This window comes from Actinoplanes sp. DH11 (assembly GCF_020873875.1).
Classification (GTDB): domain Bacteria; phylum Actinomycetota; class Actinomycetes; order Mycobacteriales; family Micromonosporaceae; genus Actinoplanes.
In genome coordinates, this window is the sequence record NZ_JAHWGU010000044.1 from 12634 (window position 1) to 32214 (window position 19581).

The 19581-nt window shown below is 72.0% G+C and carries 19 protein-coding genes; 8 read left to right on the forward strand and 11 right to left on the reverse strand.

Translation table 11 applies throughout. From position 1 onward, the window contains the following. Positions 1 to 22 precede the first annotated feature (22 nt). Entirely contained in the window at positions 23 to 304 is a 282-nt protein-coding gene (locus LPA41_RS38205; RefSeq protein WP_229076295.1) for a hypothetical protein, read from the forward strand. Here the strand turns inward: LPA41_RS38205 and LPA41_RS38210 are convergent. Both LPA41_RS38210 and LPA41_RS38215 read right to left on the reverse strand, forming a co-directional pair. Next, positions 223 to 1071, reverse strand: a complete 849-nt coding sequence (locus LPA41_RS38210) for a sensor domain-containing protein (protein ID WP_229076298.1) — start codon at positions 1069 to 1071, stop codon at positions 223 to 225. The two genes, LPA41_RS38205 and LPA41_RS38210, sit on opposite strands and share 82 nt — an antisense overlap. Before the next feature lie 9 nt (positions 1072 to 1080). Beyond that, complete coding sequence (locus tag LPA41_RS38215; protein WP_229076301.1) at positions 1081 to 2496, reverse strand: VOC family protein; 1416 nt, start codon at positions 2494 to 2496, stop codon at positions 1081 to 1083. A gap of 49 nt (positions 2497 to 2545) precedes the next feature. On the opposite strand from LPA41_RS38215, the gene LPA41_RS38220 reads away from it, so the two are divergent. Together LPA41_RS38220 and LPA41_RS38225 are read left to right on the forward strand one after the other, a co-directional pair. Then, positions 2546 to 3097: an RNA polymerase sigma factor gene (locus LPA41_RS38220; RefSeq protein ID WP_229076304.1), complete on the forward strand. Its 552-nt coding sequence runs from the start codon at positions 2546 to 2548 to the stop codon at positions 3095 to 3097. Continuing rightward, on the forward strand, positions 3094 to 4179 hold the full coding sequence (locus tag LPA41_RS38225) for a hypothetical protein (RefSeq protein ID WP_229076306.1): 1086 nt from the start codon (positions 3094 to 3096) through the stop codon (positions 4177 to 4179). The genes LPA41_RS38220 and LPA41_RS38225 overlap by 4 nt, the downstream gene beginning before the upstream one ends. Before the next feature lies 1 nt (position 4180). Here LPA41_RS38225 and LPA41_RS38230 read toward each other — a convergent pair whose 3' ends face one another. Both LPA41_RS38230 and LPA41_RS38235 read right to left on the reverse strand, forming a co-directional pair. After that, positions 4181 to 5536 carry a sorbosone dehydrogenase family protein gene (locus tag LPA41_RS38230; protein WP_229076307.1) on the reverse strand — a complete coding sequence of 452 codons (1356 nt, stop codon included), beginning with the start codon at positions 5534 to 5536 and terminating at the stop codon, positions 4181 to 4183. A gap of 106 nt (positions 5537 to 5642) precedes the next feature. Next, entirely contained in the window at positions 5643 to 6581 is a 939-nt protein-coding gene (locus LPA41_RS38235; RefSeq protein WP_229076310.1) for an LLM class F420-dependent oxidoreductase, read from the reverse strand. A gap of 77 nt (positions 6582 to 6658) precedes the next feature. Between LPA41_RS38235 and LPA41_RS38240 the strand changes: the two genes are divergently transcribed. Beyond that, positions 6659 to 7246: a TetR/AcrR family transcriptional regulator gene (locus tag LPA41_RS38240; protein ID WP_229076313.1), complete on the forward strand. Its 588-nt coding sequence runs from the start codon at positions 6659 to 6661 to the stop codon at positions 7244 to 7246. A gap of 19 nt (positions 7247 to 7265) precedes the next feature. Here the strand turns inward: LPA41_RS38240 and LPA41_RS38245 are convergent, their stop codons facing one another. Continuing rightward, positions 7266 to 8189, reverse strand: coding sequence for a lipoprotein (locus LPA41_RS38245; protein ID WP_229076316.1), 924 nt, complete (start codon positions 8187 to 8189; stop codon positions 7266 to 7268). A gap of 166 nt (positions 8190 to 8355) precedes the next feature. Here LPA41_RS38245 and LPA41_RS38250 point away from each other — a divergent pair, with 166 nt between their 5' ends. After that, positions 8356 to 9543: a hypothetical protein gene (locus tag LPA41_RS38250; protein WP_229076318.1), complete on the forward strand. Its 1188-nt coding sequence runs from the start codon at positions 8356 to 8358 to the stop codon at positions 9541 to 9543. 159 nt (positions 9544 to 9702) lie between these two features. Here the strand turns inward: LPA41_RS38250 and LPA41_RS38255 are convergent, their stop codons facing one another. The 4 genes from LPA41_RS38255 to LPA41_RS38270 all read right to left on the reverse strand — a co-directional run bounded on the left by LPA41_RS38255 (position 9703) and on the right by LPA41_RS38270 (position 13869). Continuing rightward, entirely contained in the window at positions 9703 to 10281 is a 579-nt protein-coding gene (locus tag LPA41_RS38255; protein ID WP_229076319.1) for a hypothetical protein, read from the reverse strand. 306 nt (positions 10282 to 10587) lie between these two features. Continuing rightward, positions 10588 to 11724, reverse strand: a complete 1137-nt coding sequence (locus tag LPA41_RS38260) for a hypothetical protein (protein WP_229076321.1) — start codon at positions 11722 to 11724, stop codon at positions 10588 to 10590. Between the two features lie 88 nt (positions 11725 to 11812). After that, a complete protein-coding gene (locus LPA41_RS38265; RefSeq protein ID WP_229076399.1) occupies positions 11813 to 12469 on the reverse strand; it encodes a response regulator transcription factor in 657 nt (218 codons plus the stop codon). A 203-nt stretch (positions 12470 to 12672) separates the two neighbouring features. Continuing rightward, positions 12673 to 13869: a sensor histidine kinase gene (locus LPA41_RS38270; protein ID WP_229076322.1), complete on the reverse strand. Its 1197-nt coding sequence runs from the start codon at positions 13867 to 13869 to the stop codon at positions 12673 to 12675. A 164-nt stretch (positions 13870 to 14033) separates the two neighbouring features. On the opposite strand from LPA41_RS38270, the gene LPA41_RS38275 reads away from it, so the two are divergent. Further along, positions 14034 to 16274 carry an MMPL family transporter gene (locus LPA41_RS38275; protein WP_229076324.1) on the forward strand — a complete coding sequence of 747 codons (2241 nt, stop codon included), beginning with the start codon at positions 14034 to 14036 and terminating at the stop codon, positions 16272 to 16274. Between the two features lie 7 nt (positions 16275 to 16281). Here the strand turns inward: LPA41_RS38275 and LPA41_RS38280 are convergent, their stop codons facing one another. Both LPA41_RS38280 and LPA41_RS38285 read right to left on the reverse strand, forming a co-directional pair. Then, entirely contained in the window at positions 16282 to 17577 is a 1296-nt protein-coding gene (locus LPA41_RS38280) for an RNA polymerase sigma factor (RefSeq protein WP_229076325.1), read from the reverse strand. Beyond that, positions 17565 to 17936: a YciI family protein gene (locus LPA41_RS38285; RefSeq protein WP_229076327.1), complete on the reverse strand. Its 372-nt coding sequence runs from the start codon at positions 17934 to 17936 to the stop codon at positions 17565 to 17567. Before LPA41_RS38285 ends, LPA41_RS38280 begins: the two co-directional genes overlap by 13 nt. A 98-nt stretch (positions 17937 to 18034) precedes the next feature. On the opposite strand from LPA41_RS38285, the gene LPA41_RS38290 reads away from it, so the two are divergent. After that, positions 18035 to 18655: a nuclear transport factor 2 family protein gene (locus LPA41_RS38290; protein ID WP_229076330.1), complete on the forward strand. Its 621-nt coding sequence runs from the start codon at positions 18035 to 18037 to the stop codon at positions 18653 to 18655. A gap of 87 nt (positions 18656 to 18742) precedes the next feature. Continuing rightward, positions 18743 to 19474: a hypothetical protein gene (locus tag LPA41_RS38295; protein ID WP_229076333.1), complete on the forward strand. Its 732-nt coding sequence runs from the start codon at positions 18743 to 18745 to the stop codon at positions 19472 to 19474. The last annotated feature ends 107 nt before the right edge of the window (positions 19475 to 19581 follow it).

The window sequence follows — 19581 nt, forward strand, 5'->3', positions numbered from 1 at the left end:
GATAACGGGGAACTCTGCCGGCATGGCGAAAGTGGCGGCATCCAGCGAGTTCATCGGCGACGACGGCATCCGCCAGCCCGGCGGCGAGGTGCACGCGTGGAACCCGGGCCAGAACCAGACGGTGTGCGGGCTGGCGCTGAGCCGGACCCGGCTTCGGCGCTTCCCGCACGTGGGCTTCGACTTCCGGGCGACCGATCAGATCACCGCGGAGGACGAGGTCCGCTACATCTGCTCGCGCTGCGTGGCCGCGACCAGCCGGCGCGGCGAAAGGTCCTCCTGGACCCGCACGTCACCGAGACCCTGAGCGCACGGGTCGACAGAGCCGCCACCAGAGCCGCCGGCAAAGCCGCCCTGAGCGCTCGGGCCGTAAGAGCCGCCGGCAAAGCCGCCCTGAGCGCTCGGGCCGTAAGAGCCGCCGGCAAAGCCGCCCTGAGCGCGCTGGTCGACAGAGCCGCCGGCAAGGCCGCCCTGAGCGCACGGCCCGAGCAGCGACACCGCGAAACGGGCCTCGAACCGGGCCGCCCAGCGCACCACCGCGGGCAGGCTGGCCACGAAGAGCATCGCCAGCACCGCGTAAAGCGCCACGACGGTCAGGTAGTCGTCGCCGAGGCCGAGCATCTCCGGCAGTTCGGTGCCGTCCTTCGGCAGCGCCCAGCCCCACAGTCCCCAGCTGAGCCCGCCGACGACGCCGGCCCACCAGGTGAGCACCACGGTGACCGCGATCGTGTTGGGCGCCCAGCGCACCGCCGCGTAGGCCAGGTCGCGCCACGCCTGCGGATCGGTGAGCACCGCGGCCAGCCGGCTCAGCAGGCTCGGACCGCCCGCGCGGTATTCGGGCTCGGGCACCGGCGCGCCGAGCACGGTGGCGACGCGGGCGCGCTCCGAGACGGCGAAACCCCGGGCCATCATCATCGAGGCGATCAGGACGGGTACCCCCACCCAGAGCACCGCCAGGCTCAGACCGAGGGAGAAGCCGGTCACGCAGACGACGACGCTCGCGAGGGCCAGCGGGAATCCGGTCAGGACATAGCGGGTGTCGGCGCCGAGCCGGGAGGTCATATCGATCGTCATGCCTTGACGCTAGGCGTCGGGCGGCGCGGAGCGAAGCAGGCGAGCACCACCTTCGATGGTGGTGCTAGCCCTACCCAGGGCGCTACGCAGTGACTGTTCCTGCTGCTCGGCGTAGATCTCCTCGGGCATCCGGATCGGGCGGCCGATCGCCTCCGCGAGCCAGGTGGCATCGCGCGGTGCGCCGCCCTGCGAGGCGTCCATCTCGCCGGCGCCGGTGAGGTTGGAGGCGAAGATCCCGGCGGCCGAGCGGGGCAGGAAGTCCTCGTAGACGATGGGTTCGGCGATCAGCCGCCCCTCGTCGAGCAGGGTGGGCACGTCACCGGAGAGGGGCCCCGGGCCGGCGGCGCGGAAGGTGAAGAAGGCCAGCCCTTGCCGCGCCAGCTCCCGTTCCGTGTGCGGCATCCCGGCGTCCCACACGGCAGCGGCCACTTCCTGCCGCGACGATCCGGGTGATTCCGCGAGCTGCCGGTCGACGGACGCGACCAGGGCGTCGTACACCTCGCGCCCGGCCGGGGTGAGCGCGATGCCGCGCGCTTCGACTTCGCCGAAGCGTACGCGTAGCTGCCCTTCCCGAACCGATCCGTCCGGCTCGCGGAACGCCCGCGGCTCCGCCAGCGCCCGGAACGAGGTCTGGCGCAGCAGCACGTCCGGTCCGTGCCACCGGGGCGGTCCCTGGATCTCGTCGATCATCCGGATGCCCAGGGCTTGCATGCCGGTGTAGAGCTCGTCGATGTCGAGCACCCGCGGGGTGAGGTGGTTGATGTGGGTGCTGGTGACCCCGCCGATGTCGGCCGCCACCCCGGAGACGCGTTCCAGCTCGGCGTACCAGGCCCGGTCCACCGGTTCCGGGGAGAGCGCGAACGCGGCCGCCGCCAGGTCCAGGAACCGGGCCGCGTCGGCCTCGCCGAGTTCCCGTTCCCGCTCAGCCCGGTCGGCCAGTTCCAGCAGCTCACCGGGGAACAGCTGCCGGGCGTCCAGGAAGTTCCGCAGCCGCTGTTCCAGGCCGGCGTCGAAGAACCGCCGGTCCTGCGGCACCAGCATCGAGGTGAACACCCGGAACGGGTTGCGGGCCAGCTCGTCCGGCTCGACCGGCCGGAACGCCGTGGAGATCACCGGGATGGCCTGCGGGTAGGCGTCGCGCAGGTCGTAGAAGCCGGTCGGGTGCATGCCCAGCGCCCCGAAGATCCGCGCGACCTGGGCGAGTTCGGCGGGTGTGCCGACCCGGATGGCGCCGTGCCGCTCGGCGGTCACCCGGCTGATCGACCCGAACCGTTCCGCCGCAGCGCCGTCACGGTCCAGCACGCGCCGGTTCACGCGGTGGCATTCGTCGACCAGAGTGGTGTAGGCGGGGACCTCCGTCCCGTACAGCTCGGAGAGGCGGCGGGCGAAGCGGGCGCGCAGCTCGGTGGTGCCGACAGCACTCATGGACGAATCGTAATGTCACGACGGGCGGGTGGCCGGACATGGAACAGACGTGAGCTCTGAGGATCGGTTCCGGCGACTGTATGCCGCGAACGTCGAAGCGCTGCTCGCCTTCGCGGTGCGCCGGGTCGAGCAACCGGCGGACGCGGCCGACGTGGTCGCCGAGACGTTCCTGGTGGCGTGGCGGCGCAGCGACGACCTGCCACCCGACGACGAGATCAAACTCTGGTTGTACGGGGTGGCCCGTCGCGTGCTCGCCAACCACCACCGTGGCGGCGCCCGCCGGGAACGGCTCGGTGAGCGGCTGCGCCAGCGGCTGTCCACGGTGTCGCCCGACCCCGGCGCCGACGTTCCGCAGCGTGTCGTCGTGCGGGCCGCGCTGAACCGGCTGCCCGCCGCGGACCGGGAGATCCTGATGCTCACCGTCTGGGAGGGGTTGCAGCCGCGCGAGGTGGCGGAGGTGATCGGTGCGAGCGCGGTCGTGGTGCGCGCCCGGTTGTCGCGGGCCCGCCGCCGGATGCGGGATCTGCTCGGTCACGACCCGGGCACGCCCGGACATGTACTCGACGTCCTGACCGTTACCGCCCCGGAGGAGGGCCGATGACAGACGAGCAGCTGGACCGCCTGGTTCGCGACGCCGACCCCGTCCCGCGTGCCCTCGCCGCTCGCCTCGGCGGGGCGGAGCAGACGTTGCTGGAGGAGATCATGTCCACCCCGAGACTCGACACCGCAGGCAGCGACCGGCCACGACGCGGCAGGTGGCAGGGCGTCGCCGGCGCGGCGGCCGCGGCGGCGGTCGTCGCCGGCATTTTCGCGGCGTCGACGCTGCTGCTGCGCCACGACCCGGCCGGCACCATGACCGAGCCGGCGGCAGCTCCCAGCGCCGCGGCACCCAGCGAGGCGGCGACCATCGCCCCCGAGGTCGAGGGAGACTATCCGCGTCTGCTGATCGACGAGCCGGGCTGGACGGCGACGTACGTCCACGGGTTCACCGGCGAGAACGGCGACGTCTCGTTCCGCAAGGGCGGCCGGGAGATCGGCATGACCTGGTACCAGGACGAGCTGTACCAGAGCTACTACGACGACCGCCTCGACGTCAGCAAGCCGGAGACGACCACTGTCGCGGGCACCCCGGCCAGCATCGTGACCTACAGCGACAACGACTTCGCGGCGATGCTGCGCCCGCACGACGGCGTCTTCGTCGAGTTGCGGACCAGCGCCGCGAAACCCGGCGCGGACACCTGGACCCGTGCCTCGTTCGACAGGTTCCTGACCCGGGTGGTGCGCGCCGACCAGCAGAGCTTCCTCGCGGCAATGCCGTCGAAGATCGTCACTCCGGCGGAGGTCCAGGACGAGGCCCGCAAGCTGCTCGCGGGGGTGCCGCTGCCGCCGGGCTTCGCCGTCAGCTCCCTCCCGGAGGCGGGCGCCCACGATCCGTACCAGTTCGGCGCTCTCGTCTCCGGCCGGGTCGCCTGCGGCTGGATCAGCGAGTGGGTCCGCGCCGACAAAGCCGGCGACGACAGCGCCCGGCGGGCCGCCACGGAGGCGCTGCGCGGCAGCCGCGACTGGAAGATGCTGAAGGACATGGCCGGCGAGGGCGCGTACCCGCAGGCGTTGTTCGAGATCACCGCCAAGGTGGTCGCCGGCAAGGTGCCCGCGGGGTACGAGGCCGGGCTGGGCTGCTGAGTCAGCCGGTGGTGACGCGGTAGACGACGTCGGCGTAGTCGTCGCTCACGTACAGGGCCTTGTCCGGGCCCTGTACGGCCATCACCGGCCGGCCCCACCGCTCGCCGTCCGCGTTCTGGAACCCGCCGATCAGCCGCTGCTGCTCGCCCAGGGTCCCGTCCCGCCACGCGAAGAACGACACCTCCGGCTCGCGGGGCGGTTCCCGGTTCCACGAGCCGTGCACGCCGACGAGCGCGCCCGGCCCGCGGTCGCCGGCCGTGCCGAAGCTGAGGCCCAGCGGCGCCGAGTGCGCGCCGAACCCCTGCTCGGTCGGGGCGAGCTTGCCGCAGTCGAGTTTCGCGCCGTCCGGGCTCAGCTGCACGTCACGCACGAACGGCCGGTTGCTGTAGGCGAGGGCGCCGGCGTTCAGGTCCGGGTCCGGGTTGCAGTACGGCCAGCCGAGCTCCCGGCCGGGCGTCAGCTTCGCCAGCTGCTCCATCGGGTAGTCGTTGACGTAGTCCTGCATCACCTTGCCGAGGTCGGACTCGCCGTCACCGTTGGCGTCGTCGTCGTGCGGGTAGGCCACGTTGTCACGGTGGTTGACCGCGGTCCACACCGCGCCGTCCGGGGCGATCGCCAGCCCGGTCCCGTTGCGCACGCCCCGGGCGTACACCTCGGGCTCTCCGCCTCCCGGCGCGGCACGCAGCACGGATGCCCGCTCGGGGGTGGCCTCGCGGTCCTCCTCGGACACGTTGCCGGTGGAGCCGATCGAGACGTAGATCGAGCCGTCCTCGCCGATCGCCACGCTCTTGAGCGCGTGCGAGTAGGCGCCGCGCAGCTCCGGGCTCTTGGCGTCCGGCAGGTCGTCCACGACCACCCGCTTGCCGGAAAGCTTGCCGTCGGCGTAGGTGAACGCGTCCACCTGATCACTCTCGGCCACGTAGAGGGTGTTGCCCTCGAAGGCGAGCCCGTGCGGCTGGTTCAGGCCGCCGACGAGTGTGCGCTGCTCCGGCGTGGCATCACCGGCGCTGGGGGTGAGCAGCACGATGTCACCGAACTTGGGCCGCGACACCAGCAGCTTCCCGTCCGGGGCCCAGGCCAGCAGCCGCGCCTTGGGCACCGCCGCCCACGCGGTGACCGTCCAGCCCGGCGGGGCGGTCACCTTGCGCTGCTGCCGGAACGGTTCCGCGTCGAGGCCCGGTGCGGTGCGCACGTCGGACTCGACGAGCTCGGCCGCACCGGACGGGGCGCCCGCCGGGGGTGCGGCCGGCGGGGTGGCGGCCGAGGCGGACGACGGGTCGTCCGGCTCGTCCGAGGAACACCCGGCCAGGCCGAGCACCAGCCCACCGGCCATCATCGCTGCCACCATCGTCTTCATCGGTCCCAGATGTACCCGGACGTCCGGGCCTGACGCAAGGATTCGGCGAAGTTCGGCGCAGCCCCGCTCAGCTTGTCACGAGCCGCTTGCGGGCCGCACCGACCGCTCAGCTCTTCACGAGCGGCTTGAGGGCCGCACCGACCGCGGCGACCACGCCGGGCCGGTGCCCGTTGCGGATCAGGTTGATCGTGAGGCCGTCGATGCCGGCGCCGAGCACTCTCTCGTGCAGCTGCTCCGCGACCTGGTCGGCGGTGCCGAGGAAGGACCGGTTGCGGCGGTCCTCGGGGATGCTCCCGGCCAGCTCCTTCACCTCCGCGTCGGTCTCGCCGACCATGCCCATGACCAGGTAGCTGGTGGCGAGGGTGGCCGGGTCACGGCCGATCTCCTCGCACCGCTCGCGCAGCACACCGACCTTGCGGGCCAGGTCGTCGATGTCGCAGATGATGTTCATGTGGTCGGCGAAGCGGGCGGCGAGCCGGAACGTCTTCTGCTCGCCGGAGCCGCCCAGCATGATCGGGATCGTCGGGCGTACCCGCGGGTTGTTCATGGCGCCCCGCGCGGTGTACCACTTGCCGTCGAGTGTGCCCGGCTCGCCCTTGAGCATCGGCGCGATGATGGTCAACGCTTCCTCGAGTCGCTCGAAGCGCTGGCCGAACGTGCCGAACTCGAAGCCGTAGTCGTGGTGCTCGCGCTCGAACCAGCCCGCACCGATGCCGAGGATCGCCCGGCCGTGCGAGACCACGTCGAGGGTGGTCACGGTCTTCGCGAGAAGAGCGGGATTGCGGTACGTGTTCCCGGTGACCAGTGTCGACAGCTGCACCGTCGAGGTGTGCTGGGCGATCGCGCCGAGCGTCGTGTAGGCCTCGAGCATCGCCGCCTCGGGGGCGCCGATGCCGGGCAGCTGGTAGAAGTGGTCCATCACCAGGACGGTGTCGAAGCCGGCGGACTCGGCCTCCCGTGCCTGGGCGGCGACGGTGTCGAACGTGTTCTCGACCGGGCCGGGGTAGGTGTAGTTCGGGATCTGGTAACCGAGCCTGATGCTCACGAATCCTCCGTGATGTAAGAGGGCTATCACTTGCTAATGTAAGAGACCTCTTACTCCAGGGCAAGCGGGAGGGCGGCATGTCACCGGACCGGAGCTACCACCACGGTGACCTCCGCACGGCATTGATCGAGGCCAGTTTCGACATGCTCGCCGAGTGTGGCCTCAAGAAGTTCTCGGTGGCTGCCGTGGCCCGCCGGCTCCAGGTCAGCTCGGCGGCGCCGTACCGGCACTTCGCCGGCCGCGACCACCTGCTCAGCGCGGTCAGCGCCGCCGCGGCCGAGACGCTGCGCGCCGAGATCGTCGCCGCCGCCGACGCCGCCGGGACCGACCCGGCCGGACGGCTGGCCGCGGCCGCCGGCGCGTACGTCCGCTACGTCGCACGCACCGGCGCCGGATTTCACGTCATCTTCGCCGCCGAGCTGTACGCGGTCGCCGACGACGCCCGCCGGGAGCGGACACGTGCGCTGATCAGCACGCTGCTCGACCTGGCGGCGGCCACCGGCGCCGGCTCCTACGCGGAGACGGTGCGGCTGGTGGAGGCGACGATCGCGGTGGCACACGGATATACGTCCTTGCACGCCGACGGCTTCTTCAACCGGGGCGGCGACACCGTGGACGACATCGCGGCCCGGGCGGTCGGTGCCGCCCGGGCGCTGATGCCCTGAGGTTCTGCCGGCGTTGGCGTTACTTGGCGGCCATGCTGGTCTTCGCGAGCTCGAAGGTGGGCAGCATCGCCTTGTGCTCGGCGGCGTCCAGCCCACCCAGGTCCAGCACGACCACGCCGTCCCCGGTCCGCACCGCCATGGCCCGGTTCGGCAGCCACTCCTCGAGCAGCTTCTGGTACTGCTCGAAGGCGACCTCGACACCCTCGAACCCACCGGCCGTGACAGTCGAATACTTCACCTTGCGGGTCTTGCCCTCGCTCACCAGCGGCTTCAGCGCGGCCTTCGGCGCACTGGCCGGGCCGGTCCAGACCCGCAGGAACCCGACGTGCCCGGCGGGCTTGCCGTCGATCTCGCAGATCAGCCGCAGGTTGCCCTTCTTCACCAGGTCAGCGAGCGGGTCGTCGGCCGCGATGTCGACGGCCTTCGGCTTCCACTTCTCGGTCACCTTGAACGTCACCGGCAGTTCGCAGCCGCTGCCGGCCGCGCCGACCACGCCGTCCACGACACCGCCGTTCGCGGCATCGCCGGGCGCCGCCGACGGGGCGCCCTCGCGGGGGCAGTACTTGTCCAGCCCGGTCAGCGACTCCTGGAAACCGCTGGTGTCGGCGGCCTCCGGGTTCGCGGCGACCTTCGCGGACTCGTCGGCGATCCCGGTCAGGATGGCGGCGAACGCGGGGTCGGAGGCCCGGCCCGCTTCGGTACGCATCTGATCGGCGAGCTTCGTGAAGGTCTCGTTGTAGACCTTCGTCAGCGCCGCCTCCGGATCCTTCTCCTCGGCGACGTCAGCCATCGAACTGAAAAGATTGAGTACGACGTCACGGGCGGCCTTGCCACCGGACGCGCAGATCTCGGCCGTGTTGTCGGCCGCCGTGCTCGCCGACGACGCCGGTGCCGCGGTGCCGTCCTGCTCGGTGCCGGCGCAACCGCCGACAAGCAGGGTCACACCCAGGACAACAGAAAGGGGAATACGTGAATTCTTGATCATTGTGATAAGGCACTGTACGCGGCGGCGCCACGACGCGCAGTCCCATAAACGCCCGCCGGACATTGAACTCCGCACGTTACGTGTCCGTACCTTGCACGGAGAATCACGGCGAGGGGACGCGCACGTGGAACGGACAGACCGCCCGGGGGACGAACCCTACCTGCGCGTGGCCGGATATGTGCCGGGGCATGCCGAATCATCGATGGAGGCGCGTGCGGATGCCGTGACCTGGCCGAACATCTCGGACTACTGGCCCGACCGGCGCCGGGACGCCTCCCCTCGGGGGCCCGGCACCGCGGCGGCACCCTTTCCGCCGGACCTCGACGCCGCGGCGGCAGCCTCGTTCCGGTGGGGTCGGCCGGAGCCGCGCCGGGCCGCCGAGCGGCAGGCAGCCGCCCGGGTGCTTCCCACGCACCTGCCCCTTCAGGCGCCGGAGCCGACCCGCCGGTGGCATCGCCGGACGGTCCTGCTCGCCGGTCTGCTGGCCCTGGTCATCGCGGTCGGCACGGTGCTGCTGACCCGCCCCGACGACCGATCCGCCGTTCCGGTCGCGGTCACCCCACCGGTGACAGTTCCCGCCGGTGCCCCGCCCGGTGCCCCTGCCGGCACGCCGCCGACCGGCCCGTCGTCACCCGGCGCCTCCACTGGTTCGGCCGGCGCCCCCACCGGCGCGTCGCCGTCCGGCGCCGGCCGCAAGCCCGAGCCGCTCCCGGCCACCACCCCGCCCCGGGCCACCGCGACCGTCACGGTCCCGGCCCGGCCGCCGGCACCCCGCGCCGCCCGCTTCGAACTGCTCACCGGCGTCACCGAACTCGACGTCCGCACCGCCGACCTCGGCGACCGCGCCTTCACCGCCGACGGCGCCGACACCGACTTCTCCGACGGCGTCCTGCGGCTGCGCACCAGGCAGGGCGTGACCCGCCTGACCGTACGGCTCAGCGACCGCATCACCTGGCACCTGCGCACGTCGGCGGGCGTGCACGCGGCCACCTTCGACATGTCCACCGGCACGGTGAGCCGGGTCGACCTGGACGGCGGCGCCCAGCAGATCGACCTCACCCTCGACCGGCTCGCCGGAACTGTGCCGATCCGGATGACCGGCGGCGTGCACACCTGGCAGATCACCACCGCGGCGAAACTGCCGGTACGCGTAGCGGTCGGCAGCGGCGCCGCCGACGTGACCGTCTACGGCAGGCAGCAGAGCGGTGTGGGCGCGGGCACCACGATCCGCTCCGGTGACCTCGACGACCGCGACGGCCTCGACATCGACGCGACGGCGGGCATCCACACCCTGCGAATCAGCCGCCGCTGAGCCACCAGCCACGGCGCCTGCCCGGCCCGGGGCGCACGGCGCTGCCCGGCCCGGGGTGCATGGCGCTGCCCGGCCCGGGGTGCACGGCGCTGCCCGGCCTGGGGTGCATGGCGCTTGCCGGGAGCGGCTTGCGTTCTCGCACGGCGGCCGCGTCGCCGGTCACCGCCGGCAGAAGTCGGCGAGTTCGGACGCTGCCCCCGGCTCGATCCACTCGAACGTGCCGCGCAGCAGGTCGGCCCGCTGATCCACGACGGTGACCGCGGCGGTCAGGTCGCCCCAGGGCATTGTCACGTGCACCAGCAGCCGCTCAATGCCGTAGGGCAGCACCGGCACATCCGAACGCATCAGCAGCCCGTCGGTGGAGACGTCCTCGACCCGGCCGGTCAGCGCGACAAGCCGCCGGGACTCCACGGTCACCACCTGGGCCGTACCGGACGCCGGGAACGGCCCCGACTGCCGCACCGACGAGCGCCGCTGCACCAGTCCGGCCGGGGCGTCACCGATCACCCGGAGCTGGTCGTCACGCAACTCACCCTCGACCCAGGTGACACCGGTGCTGGTCACGAGTTCGAGAACCCCGATACGGCGTACGCCCGGCCCGTCCAGACTCAGCACCGGGATCGGCGGCAGGTCAGTGATGAACGGCGCCTTCACCTCGGCGAGCGTGACCAGGACGACCGCCTCCGAACCCGGGCACCGCAGCGTCAAACTGCTCCCCGCAGGCACGCTGATCGTCACCAACCGGACATTACCGGCCGGGACACCGTACTCTCCGGAGTTTCCACTTCTCAGCAGCCGCACCGCCCCTCTCAGCCCGCCCCGGTGGTTTCTGCCCCGATGGCACCGGACACGCCGCCCAAGGCCAGATGTTGATCTGCTGGCGCTACGAAATCGCTGTGATCAAGGGGTTGAAACCGCGATTTCGCATCGCTAGCAGATCAACACCGCCGCACCGTGAACCGGCAGAAGAGTTCGCCTTGGCTGCTTGACAGGACGCCCTCGACCAGCAGCGTCCCGCGAACCGGCCGGGACCTTCCGCCCGCGTCATGCCAGCCGCGCCCGGCGCACCGACCGGGCCACGAGCCAGCCGCCGGGCAACGCACCGAGCAACCACAGGACCGGTCGAGGCGCGCGGAACAGCATGTCGGCGACGGGGCTCACGGTGACACCGCCGGACAGCCAGAAGGCGCTGTACTCGCCGCCGGCCGCACAGGACAACACATACGTGCCGGGCTCCGCCACATACATGTCGGCGATCAGCGATGTGCCCTCGGTCGCGTCGTACGCGCTCTCGAGAAGCGGCTTGATCGTCAGCGACTCCGACTCGACCCGTCCCCCGCCGGCGCCGTCGAGTACACAGCCGGGATCCTGCGGCGGATCGTCCAGGGCCAGCAGCGCGTACCAGCCGCTCTCGCTGATACTCATCGTCCTGGCGTCCTGGTCCGCCCACCTCACCGGCGGCCCGGTGCTCGCCCAGTCGCTGTAGTCCGCCGCCTGCTGCACCGTGATCGGCGCCAGCAACGCGCCGGCACCGGCCAGCAGCAACCCGAGCGGCAAGGTGATCCAGGACGGCCACGCCCGCAGTTGCCGGAACCGGCCGATCCCGTGCCCCACACCCGCGCCGAGCGTGGCCGCGAAGAACCCGAGCCCGGCCAGCCCGCCGACCGGGTGGGCCCCGATCGGGAAGACCAGCCGGTACCACGCCACCGTCGCCACCAGATAGACAGCGGTGATCGCCCACCCGGCAACCAGAGCGCTCAGGAGCGTGGGCCGCACCGGCGCCCCGGCCGTCGGCGGCCCCGCGTCCGGCTCGGCAGAGGCGGTGGAAAGCGGCGGCGCGGTTGGCGGGGCGGGCGGGACGGCGGGAGGCGGCGCGGTTGGCAGGGCCGGCGGGACGGCGGGTGGTGGCGCAGTGGAGAGCAAGAGTGGCGGGGCGGGCGTGGCGGTGGGCGGTGGCGGCACGGTGGGTGGGTCGGCGGCGGTGAAGCGGGCGGCGGCAACGGCTGCCGGCAGTGCGGCCACGCTGATGATCCAGATGGTGAGGTCGGGGCCTTCGAACGCGATGTTCTCGGCCGTCTGGCAGCACGTGTAGCCGACGAACGGGACGAACGACGTGAGCAGGCCCCAGAGGAACAGGCACACCGGCCCGGGGAACGCTCGCCTCAGCCGCCACCACGTCACCTGCCGATCATCACGCTCTGCCGGTGCCGATGGGGGGATTCGGAGCGGGCGGCACACCGTACGCATGCCGGGGTCGAAAGCCGCCGCCTCACCGTGGCCCCGCGCTGCCCGGGCGGATCAGCCCGGTCTCGTAGGCGGCGACCACCGCCTGAACCCTGTCACGCACGTCGAGTTTGGCGAGGATGCGCTTCATGTGCGTCTTGATCGTCGACTCCTCGACGAACAGCCGCTCGGCGACCTCTGCGTTCGACAGGCCCCGCGCGACCAGCGCCAGCACGTCGCGTTCGCGAACGGTGAGCCCCCGGAAGCGTGCGACGATCACCGGGTCCGGCGGGACCGCCGAGGTCATGCGATCGATCACGGTCCGGGTGACCGACGGCGACAGCAACGAATCGCCCGCCGCGATCGTGTGAATCGCCTCGATCAACTGCTCCGGCCGGGTCCGTTTCAGCAGAAACCCGGAGGCGCCGGCGTTGAGCGCGCCGAACACGTAGTCGTCGTCCTCGAACGTCGTCAGGATCAGCACCCGCGTCGCCGGCACCCCCTCGCTGATCTCATGGGTCGCGGCGATGCCGTCCCGATGCGGCATCCGCACATCCATCAAAACCACGTCGGGCGTGAGTGACCGGCACATCGCGACCGCCTCGCGTCCATCGGCAGCCTCCCCCACCACCGCGATCGTGTCGTCACTGGACAGCACCGCCCGCAACCCCGCCCGCATGAGCACGTCGTCGTCCACCACCATCACCCGCACCGGCGTCACCGCACCGCCGCCCGCCTGCGATGCCACTACGTTGGTCGCCGCCTGCGAAGGGACCGCCCTGCCTGCCGCGTGCGAAGTCACCGTGCTGCCTGCCGCCTGCGGAGTCACCATGCTGTCTGCCGCCTGTGCGGAAACCACGTTCCTCGCCGCCTGCCGGGTGGCCGCTCTGCTCTCCGTCCGCGGGGTCATGCGGGGACGCTCAGCGTCAGGGGTGCCGAGTAGGGCAGGCGGGCGATGAGCCGGAACACGCCCGTGCCCTCCGTGTCCGCCTCGAGGGTGCCGTCGAGCAGTGCGGCACGCTCCCGCATGCCGATGATGCCGAGGCCGCTGCCCGGCCGGTGCCGCCTGCCCACCGGGTTGCGCACCTCGATGTCGACCGCCGACGGGCCGTAGGACAACCGCACGTCAGCCGTGCCGGACCCGTGCCGTGACGCGTTCGTCAACGCCTCCTGCAAGATGCGGTACGCCGCCCAGGCCACACCACTCGGCAGCGGCCGGGGCCCACCGTCGAACCTGGTCGACACGGCCAGACCACCCAGCCGGTGCTGGTCGACCAGTTCTTCGAGGGCGCCCGTGTCGGCCGGCGCGGGATCAGCCGGTGCCTCGCCCTTGCGCAGCGCCCGGACGAGGCGGTCGATGTCGGAGATCGTCTCGTAGGCCACTTCCTCGATCGTCTCGATGGCCTGCCGGGACCGCTCCGGGTCCTGTGCGTGCAGCAGCCGTGCCGCGCCCGCCTGCACCAGGATCACGTTTATCGCGTGCCCGGCCGAGTCGTGCAGCTCCCGGGCGATGCGGGTGCGCTCCTCGGAGGCGGCAAGCTGCCGGTGCCGGTCGAGGTGCAGCTCCCGCAGCCGGGCGGTCACCTCCAGCTCGAGGATGCGGTCGCGACGCAGGCGGCTGCGGTCGCCGGCGGTCCAGACCAGGGCGAACATCGCCGCCCAGGCGAACAGCCCGGACGACATGGCGAGCACCGACTGGTTGCCGAGGGTCATCAGCGCCATGGCCGCCGGCACGAAGGCCGTCACCGCGAGGGCCGCTGCCAGCCGCCGCCTCGGGGTTTCCTCACCACCCACCGCCTCGGCCAGCAGATAGGTCGCCACAAGCTGGCCGGGCGGCACGTCGATGCCGTATTCGAGGCAGATCATCAGCACCGTGGCGGTGGCGGTGACGGCCCAGACCGTGCCGGGAAAGCGACGTGCCACGACCAGCGGCGCGGCCGACGCGACGGCCAGCAGGAGGCCCAGCGGATCCAAGTGACGGAAGCCTGCCTCGGGGGCGCCGAGGCCACCCTCGGCGAGCATGACCAGTGTGAACGCCCCGGTGAACAGCGCCACCGCGACATCGATCACGGCTCGCCCCCGGGTGCCCACCTTCGTCCACATACGAAGGAGCGTACGGGCGGGCGGCACTTCGGCGAATCCCTCGCCGGTAGCATTCCGGATCCTCCACAGGGGGTACTGCCGATGGCTACCTGTGGGCGTTTCCACGCAGTGCTCGGCCTCCATAGCGTCATCTCCCGTCCGTTGGCGCCTTCCCGGGAGATCCGATGTCCCTGACCCCGATTCGCCGCCGCAGTGTGTTCGAGCGCCTGGCCGGCTGGTCCGACCGGCATCGCTGGACAGCACTGCTGCTGTGGGTGCTCGTGCTGATCGGCGTCACCGCCGGGGCCCGGCTGGCCGGCAGCGACTTCCGCAACGACTTCACCCTGCCCGGCGCCGAGTCGCAGCAGGCACAGGACCTGCTGACCGAGCGGGCCCCGGTCCGCGCCGGCGGCACGCTGGAGATCGTCGTGCGCGACTCCGGCGGGGTGGACCGGCAGCCCACCCGCGCCACCGTCGACGCGCTGCTCGCCGAGGTTCGCGGGCTTCCCCACGTGGCCGAGGTGACGAGTCCGTTCCCGGGGTCGGTCTCCCCCGACGGCACGATCGCGCACGCGACGGTCGCCCTCGACGTCCCCGCCGAGGCGATCCCCGCCGACGACACCCGTCGCATCATCGACACCGCGCGGGCCCACGACAGCCCGGCGCTCACCGTGGAGGTGGGCGGCGACGCGGCGCGGGCCGCCGAGGAGGCCGAGGGCGGCGCCGCCGAGGGGGCCGGGCTTCTCGCCGCCCTGGTCGTGCTGGTGCTGCTCTTCGGGTCGCTGCTCGCCGCCAGCCTGCCGATCATCATCGCGGTGTTCGCCGTGGGCACCGCGATCGGCCTGGTCACGCTGGCCTCGCACGTCGCCACCGTCGCCGACTTCACCACACCTTTGCTGATCCTGGTCGGGCTGGGCGTGGGGATCGACTACGCGCTGCTGGTCCTCTCCCGGTTCCGGGGCGAGCTGGCCGCGGGCGCCGACCGGGCGACCGCCGTGCGGACAGCACTGGACACCGCCGGGCGGACGGTCTTCTTCGCCGGCACCACGGTGATCATCGCGCTGCTCGGGCTGGTGCTGCTCGGTCTCGGCGCGCTGCAGGGAGTGGCGGTGGCTCTGGCGGTCACCGTGCTGGTCACGATGCTGGCCGCGCTCGTGCTGCTGCCGGCGCTGCTCGGCCTCTTCGGCGCGCGTCTGGAGCGGGCAATGCACCGACGTCGGAAAGGCGCGCGCGAGGAGGGCCGGCTCTGGCGCCGGTGGAGCGACGCGGTGGCACGACGCCCCTGGCCGGCGGTGCTGCTCCCGCTGGTCGCATTGGCCGGCATGTCGGCGCCCGTCGTCGGCATGCGGCTGGGATTCGCCGACGCCGGCAACGACGCGGCAAGCAAGACGAGCACACGGGCGTACGAGCTGCTGGCGCAAGGGTTCGGCCCCGGCGTCAACGGCCCGCTGGTCGTCGTCGTGGACACCGGCCGGCGGGGACAGGCCAAGGCAACCGGCAGCGAAGGACCCGCCGAGAGCACCGGCAGCGAAGGACCCGCGGAGAGCACCGGCGACCGGCGACCGGCCCGGAGCACCGGCGGCAGCGCGTCGGCCGAGGCCGCCGCCGGTGCCGTGCAGCGGGCGGTCGCCGCCACCCCCGGCGTCGCGGCCGCCACCGCGCCGATCCTCGCACCGGGCGGTGACGTCGCCACGGTGATCGCGTTCCCGAAGTCCGCGCCGCAGGACGAGGCGACCGCGGAGCTGGTGGCCACGCTGCGCGACGACGTGCTCGTCCCGGTGGCCCGCGAGAACGACGTCACCGTGCTGGTCGGCGGGCCCACCGCAGCCGTCATCGACGTCTCGGCCGCGATCGCCGATCGGCTGCCGCTGTTCGTCGCGGTCGTGGTCGGATTGTCCGCGCTGTTGCTGCTGGTGCTGTTCCGGTCCCTGCTGATCCCGGTGAAGGCGGCCGTGCTCAACCTGCTCAGCGTGGGCGCGGCGATGGGCGTGGTCACCTGGGTGTTCCAGCACGGGGCCTTCGGGGTGCCGCCGGGTCCGATCGAGGCGTACGTGCCCGTCATGATCTTCGCGATCGTTTTCGGGCTGTCGATGGACTATGAGGTCTTCCTGCTGGCCCGCATGCACGAGGAGTGGGAGCGGACCCGCGACCCGGCCGGCGCGATCCGCGAGGGGCTGGCGACCACCGGCCGGGTCGTCACCGCTGCCGCCGCCATCATGGTCGTCGTGTTCGGGGCGTTCCTGCTCTCCCCCGACCGGATGTTGCAGCAGTTCGGCCTCGGGCTGGCTGTGGCGGTGCTGATCGACGCGCTCGTCATCCGCTGCCTGCTGCTGCCTGCGGTCATGCACCTGTTCGGCGCCCGGGCCTGGTGGCTCCCAGCCGGGCTGGCCCGCCGGCTCCCGCGGCTGGCCCTGGAACATGCGTAACCGGAGTTCACCGGAGTCGGGCGGCCCGCGACTCCAGGTATCGCTGCTCGGGCCGGCTGAGCGTGAGCCGCGCCGCCTGCCGGTAATGCTCCCGGGCCCCGTCCAGGTCACCGGCCATCTCCAGCAGGTGCGCACGGACCGCGGCGGTTCGATGGTGGCGGGCCAGCACCGGGTCCCCGGCAGGCAGCTGACCTCCGGCGGGCTCCTGCGCCCCGGCCGGCTCGTCGGTCCCGGCCAGCTCGGCGGCCCCGGCCAGCTCGGCGGCCCCGGCCAGCTCGTCCAGGGCGGCGAGACCGGTGGCCGGGCCGTGGACCATGGCGACGGCGACGATGCGGTTCAGGGTGACCATCGGGTTGGGGGCGAGTGTGTGCAGCAGGCCGTACAGGATCAGGATCTGCTGCCAATCGGTGTCCTCGGGTCGCGCCGCCTCGTCGTGCACCGCCGCGATCGCGGCCTGCAGTTGGAAGGGGCCGATCGGGGCCTGCGCCAGGGTACGGGTCAGGATCGCCACACCCTCCGCGATGGCCGCCGCGTCCCAGCGGCCGCGGTCCTGTTCGGCGAGGGGGATCAGCGCGCCGTTCGGTCCGGTGCGCGCGGGCCGGCGTGCGTCGGTGAGCAGCATCAACGCCAGCAGGCCGGCGACCTCGCCGTCCTGCGGCAGCCGCCGGTGCAGCTGGCGGGTCAGCCGGATCGCCTCCCGGGTCAGCTCCACCCGGTGCAACTGTTCGCCGGAGCTTGCGGTGTAGCCCTCGTTGAAGATCAGGTACAGCACCTGGCGAACCGCGCCGAGACGTTCGGCCAGCTCGCCCGGTGCGGGCATCTCGAACTTTGTGCCGGTGTCGCGGATCCGCTGCTTGGCCCGGCTGATCCGCTGGCCGACCGTGGCCTCCGGCAGCAGCAGAGCCCGCGCGATCTCCGCGGTGGTGAGCCCGCCGACCGCCCGGAGGGTGAGCGTGACCTGCGCCGGCACGGTCAGCGCCGGGTGACAGCAGAGCAGCAGCAGGACCAGCTCGTCGTCGCCGCGGACTTCGGGCGCCGGTTCGTGCCAGACCGCGTCCTCGCGGCGCCGCCGGGCGGTCTCGTTGCGCAGCAGCTCCACCCGGCGGCGGCCGGCTACGGTGATCAGCCAGTTGCGCGGCTGCGCGGGCACCCCGGTTGCGGGCCACTGCCGGGCGGCCGCCAGCAGCGCCTCCTGGACCGCGTCCTCGCACGCCTCGAAATCGCCGTAACGGCGCACCACCGCGGCCAGGACCTGCGGCGCAAGATCGCGCAGCAGGTCCGGCAGGCCGGTCAGATCTCCCATGCGCTCATGTCCAGGACCGGTCGCACCTCGACCCTGGTGTAGGCCGCGTCCGGCGCCTTCGCGGCCCACGCCACCGCCTCGTCGAGGTCGGTGACGTCGATCAGGTAGAAGCCGGCCAGGTGTTCCTTGACCTCGGCGTAGGGGCCGTCCGACGTGATCGTGCGGCCGTCGCGGACGGAGACCTGGGTGGCCAGCGCCGGATCGCCCAGGCCTTCACTGGCCACCAGCACGCCTGCCTCGCGCATCTGCTCGGTGAGCCGCAGGTGGCCGAGACCGAAGTCGGTGCGCTGCTCGTCGGTCAAGGTCTCCCAGACAGCCAGGGACTGCGGATTGGACTGGATCAGGATGACGTACTTCATGACGGTGCCCCTTTCTCTCGCCAAGGATGTCGAACCCGGCCGGGCCGGCTTCGACATCCCGGCAGACCGAGAAGACACCGAGAAGGGTGGAACCCGTCATGGACGAGATCCGGGAAGTCATCGGACGCAAAGCCGCGCTGCTGGAGACCGGTGATGTCAAAGCCGTCCTGTCGCACTATGCCGACACGTTCGTCGAATTCAACCTCGCCCCGCCGCTGCGGCAGCCCGGCGACGGCCGGGACACGGCACCGCTGGAGGCCTGGATGGCGAACTTCGAGGCGCCGCCGCGCCGGGAGGTGACCCAGCTGGAGATCACCGCGGACGGCGACGTGGCGTTCGCGACGAGCATCGACTGCCTGACCGCCACCCCGCGCGGCGCAAGCAGAGGCACGGACGGCGGCACGAATGCGAGCACGGACGGAGACACGGGCACGGACGGCGGCACGAGCACGGACGGCGGCACGGGCACGGACGGCGGCACGAGCACGGACGGGAGCACGGGCACGGACGGGAGCACGAGCACGGACGGGAGCACGGGCACGGACGGGAGCACGGACAGAGGCGCGGGCACGGGCACGGACCGGAGCTTCAGCCTGTGGTTCCGGGTGACGCTGGGGCTGCGCCGGATCGGTGGGCGATGGCTGGTGACCCACGAGCACGAATCGGTGCCGTTCGAGATGGACGGCTCGTTCCGCGCCTCGACCGATTTGCGTCCGTGAGCGGCCCGCGGGCGACGAGCCGCCCGAAAAAACGGTCGGGGATCGACGGGCACAAGTGCTACGTTTCCCGCGCTGAAAGGGGACACCGTGCCGAAGCTGAACCAGATCATCGCCGTGGAGAAAGGCGTCAAGAGCAAGTCGTTCGCCGACCTGAGCGACGCGCACCACGCCGTGCAGAAGACCGGTCCGCTCGCCGGTATCTCCCGGACGTACCAGCCGAAGGACGAGGAGGGCGAGCAGTTGCCCGCCGAGTCGACGCGGGTGCAGATCAAGGGTGAGGACGTCCTGCGTGACGTCGCCGGCACGCTGACCCGGCTCTTCGACGTCACCGCGACCAAGGACTGGACGAACTGTGTGGCGCGCGCCGACGTGGTCGTCGACGGGCGCACCATCGCCGCGCAGGTTCCGGTGACGTACCTGCTGTTTCTCGAGAAGCAGCTCGTCGACCTGCACACGTTCGTCAAGAAGCTGCCGGTGCTCGACGCCGCCGAGAGCTGGACCCGCGACGACTCCACGGACAGCTGGCGGACCGAGCCGGTGCGCACCAACCGGACGAAGAAGGTGCCGCGCAACCACGTCAAGGCGGAGGCGACGGAGAAGCACCCGGCGCAGGTCGAGGTGTACTACGAGGACGTCACGGTGGGGTACTGGACCACCGTGAAGTTCTCCGGCGCGCTGCCGGCCAAGCGGGTCAACGAGTTGCTGGAGCGGGTGCTGGCGCTGCAGACGGCGGTCAAGTTCGCTCGCGAGGAGGCCAACAACACCGAGGTCGTGGACCAGCGGGTCGGTGCGGCCGTCTTCGGTTACCTGTTCGGGTGACCGTCATGGATTCCCCGTGGGAGCGCGGGGATGCGCCGGACGACCGGCGTAAAGCTGACAGCTGAGGCTGAAACTGACAACGCCGGTGACAGTGCGGGTTCGAGTCC

What these genes read in the sequence shown, in the direction of transcription:
- LPA41_RS38280 (WP_229076325.1), bottom strand. Translation starts at nt 17,577, where the DNA reads ATGGGAGATCTGACCGGCCTGCCGGACCTGCTGCGCGATCTTGCGCCG.
- LPA41_RS38210 (WP_229076298.1), bottom strand. Translation starts at nt 1,071, where the DNA reads ATGACGATCGATATGACCTCCCGGCTCGGCGCCGACACCCGCTATGTC.
- LPA41_RS38270 (WP_229076322.1), bottom strand. Translation starts at nt 13,869, where the DNA reads ATGTGGACGAAGGTGGGCACCCGGGGGCGAGCCGTGATCGATGTCGCG.
- LPA41_RS38230 (WP_229076307.1), bottom strand. Translation starts at nt 5,536, where the DNA reads ATGAAGACGATGGTGGCAGCGATGATGGCCGGTGGGCTGGTGCTCGGC.
- LPA41_RS38275 (WP_229076324.1), top strand. Translation starts at nt 14,034, where the DNA reads ATGTCCCTGACCCCGATTCGCCGCCGCAGTGTGTTCGAGCGCCTGGCC.
- LPA41_RS38205 (WP_229076295.1), top strand. Translation starts at nt 23, where the DNA reads ATGGCGAAAGTGGCGGCATCCAGCGAGTTCATCGGCGACGACGGCATC.
- LPA41_RS38225 (WP_229076306.1), top strand. Translation starts at nt 3,094, where the DNA reads ATGACAGACGAGCAGCTGGACCGCCTGGTTCGCGACGCCGACCCCGTC.
- LPA41_RS38215 (WP_229076301.1), bottom strand. Translation starts at nt 2,496, where the DNA reads ATGAGTGCTGTCGGCACCACCGAGCTGCGCGCCCGCTTCGCCCGCCGC.
- LPA41_RS38265 (WP_229076399.1), bottom strand. Translation starts at nt 12,469, where the DNA reads ATGGTGGTGGACGACGACGTGCTCATGCGGGCGGGGTTGCGGGCGGTG.
- LPA41_RS38290 (WP_229076330.1), top strand. Translation starts at nt 18,035, where the DNA reads ATGGACGAGATCCGGGAAGTCATCGGACGCAAAGCCGCGCTGCTGGAG.
- LPA41_RS38285 (WP_229076327.1), bottom strand. Translation starts at nt 17,936, where the DNA reads ATGAAGTACGTCATCCTGATCCAGTCCAATCCGCAGTCCCTGGCTGTC.
- LPA41_RS38240 (WP_229076313.1), top strand. Translation starts at nt 6,659, where the DNA reads ATGTCACCGGACCGGAGCTACCACCACGGTGACCTCCGCACGGCATTG.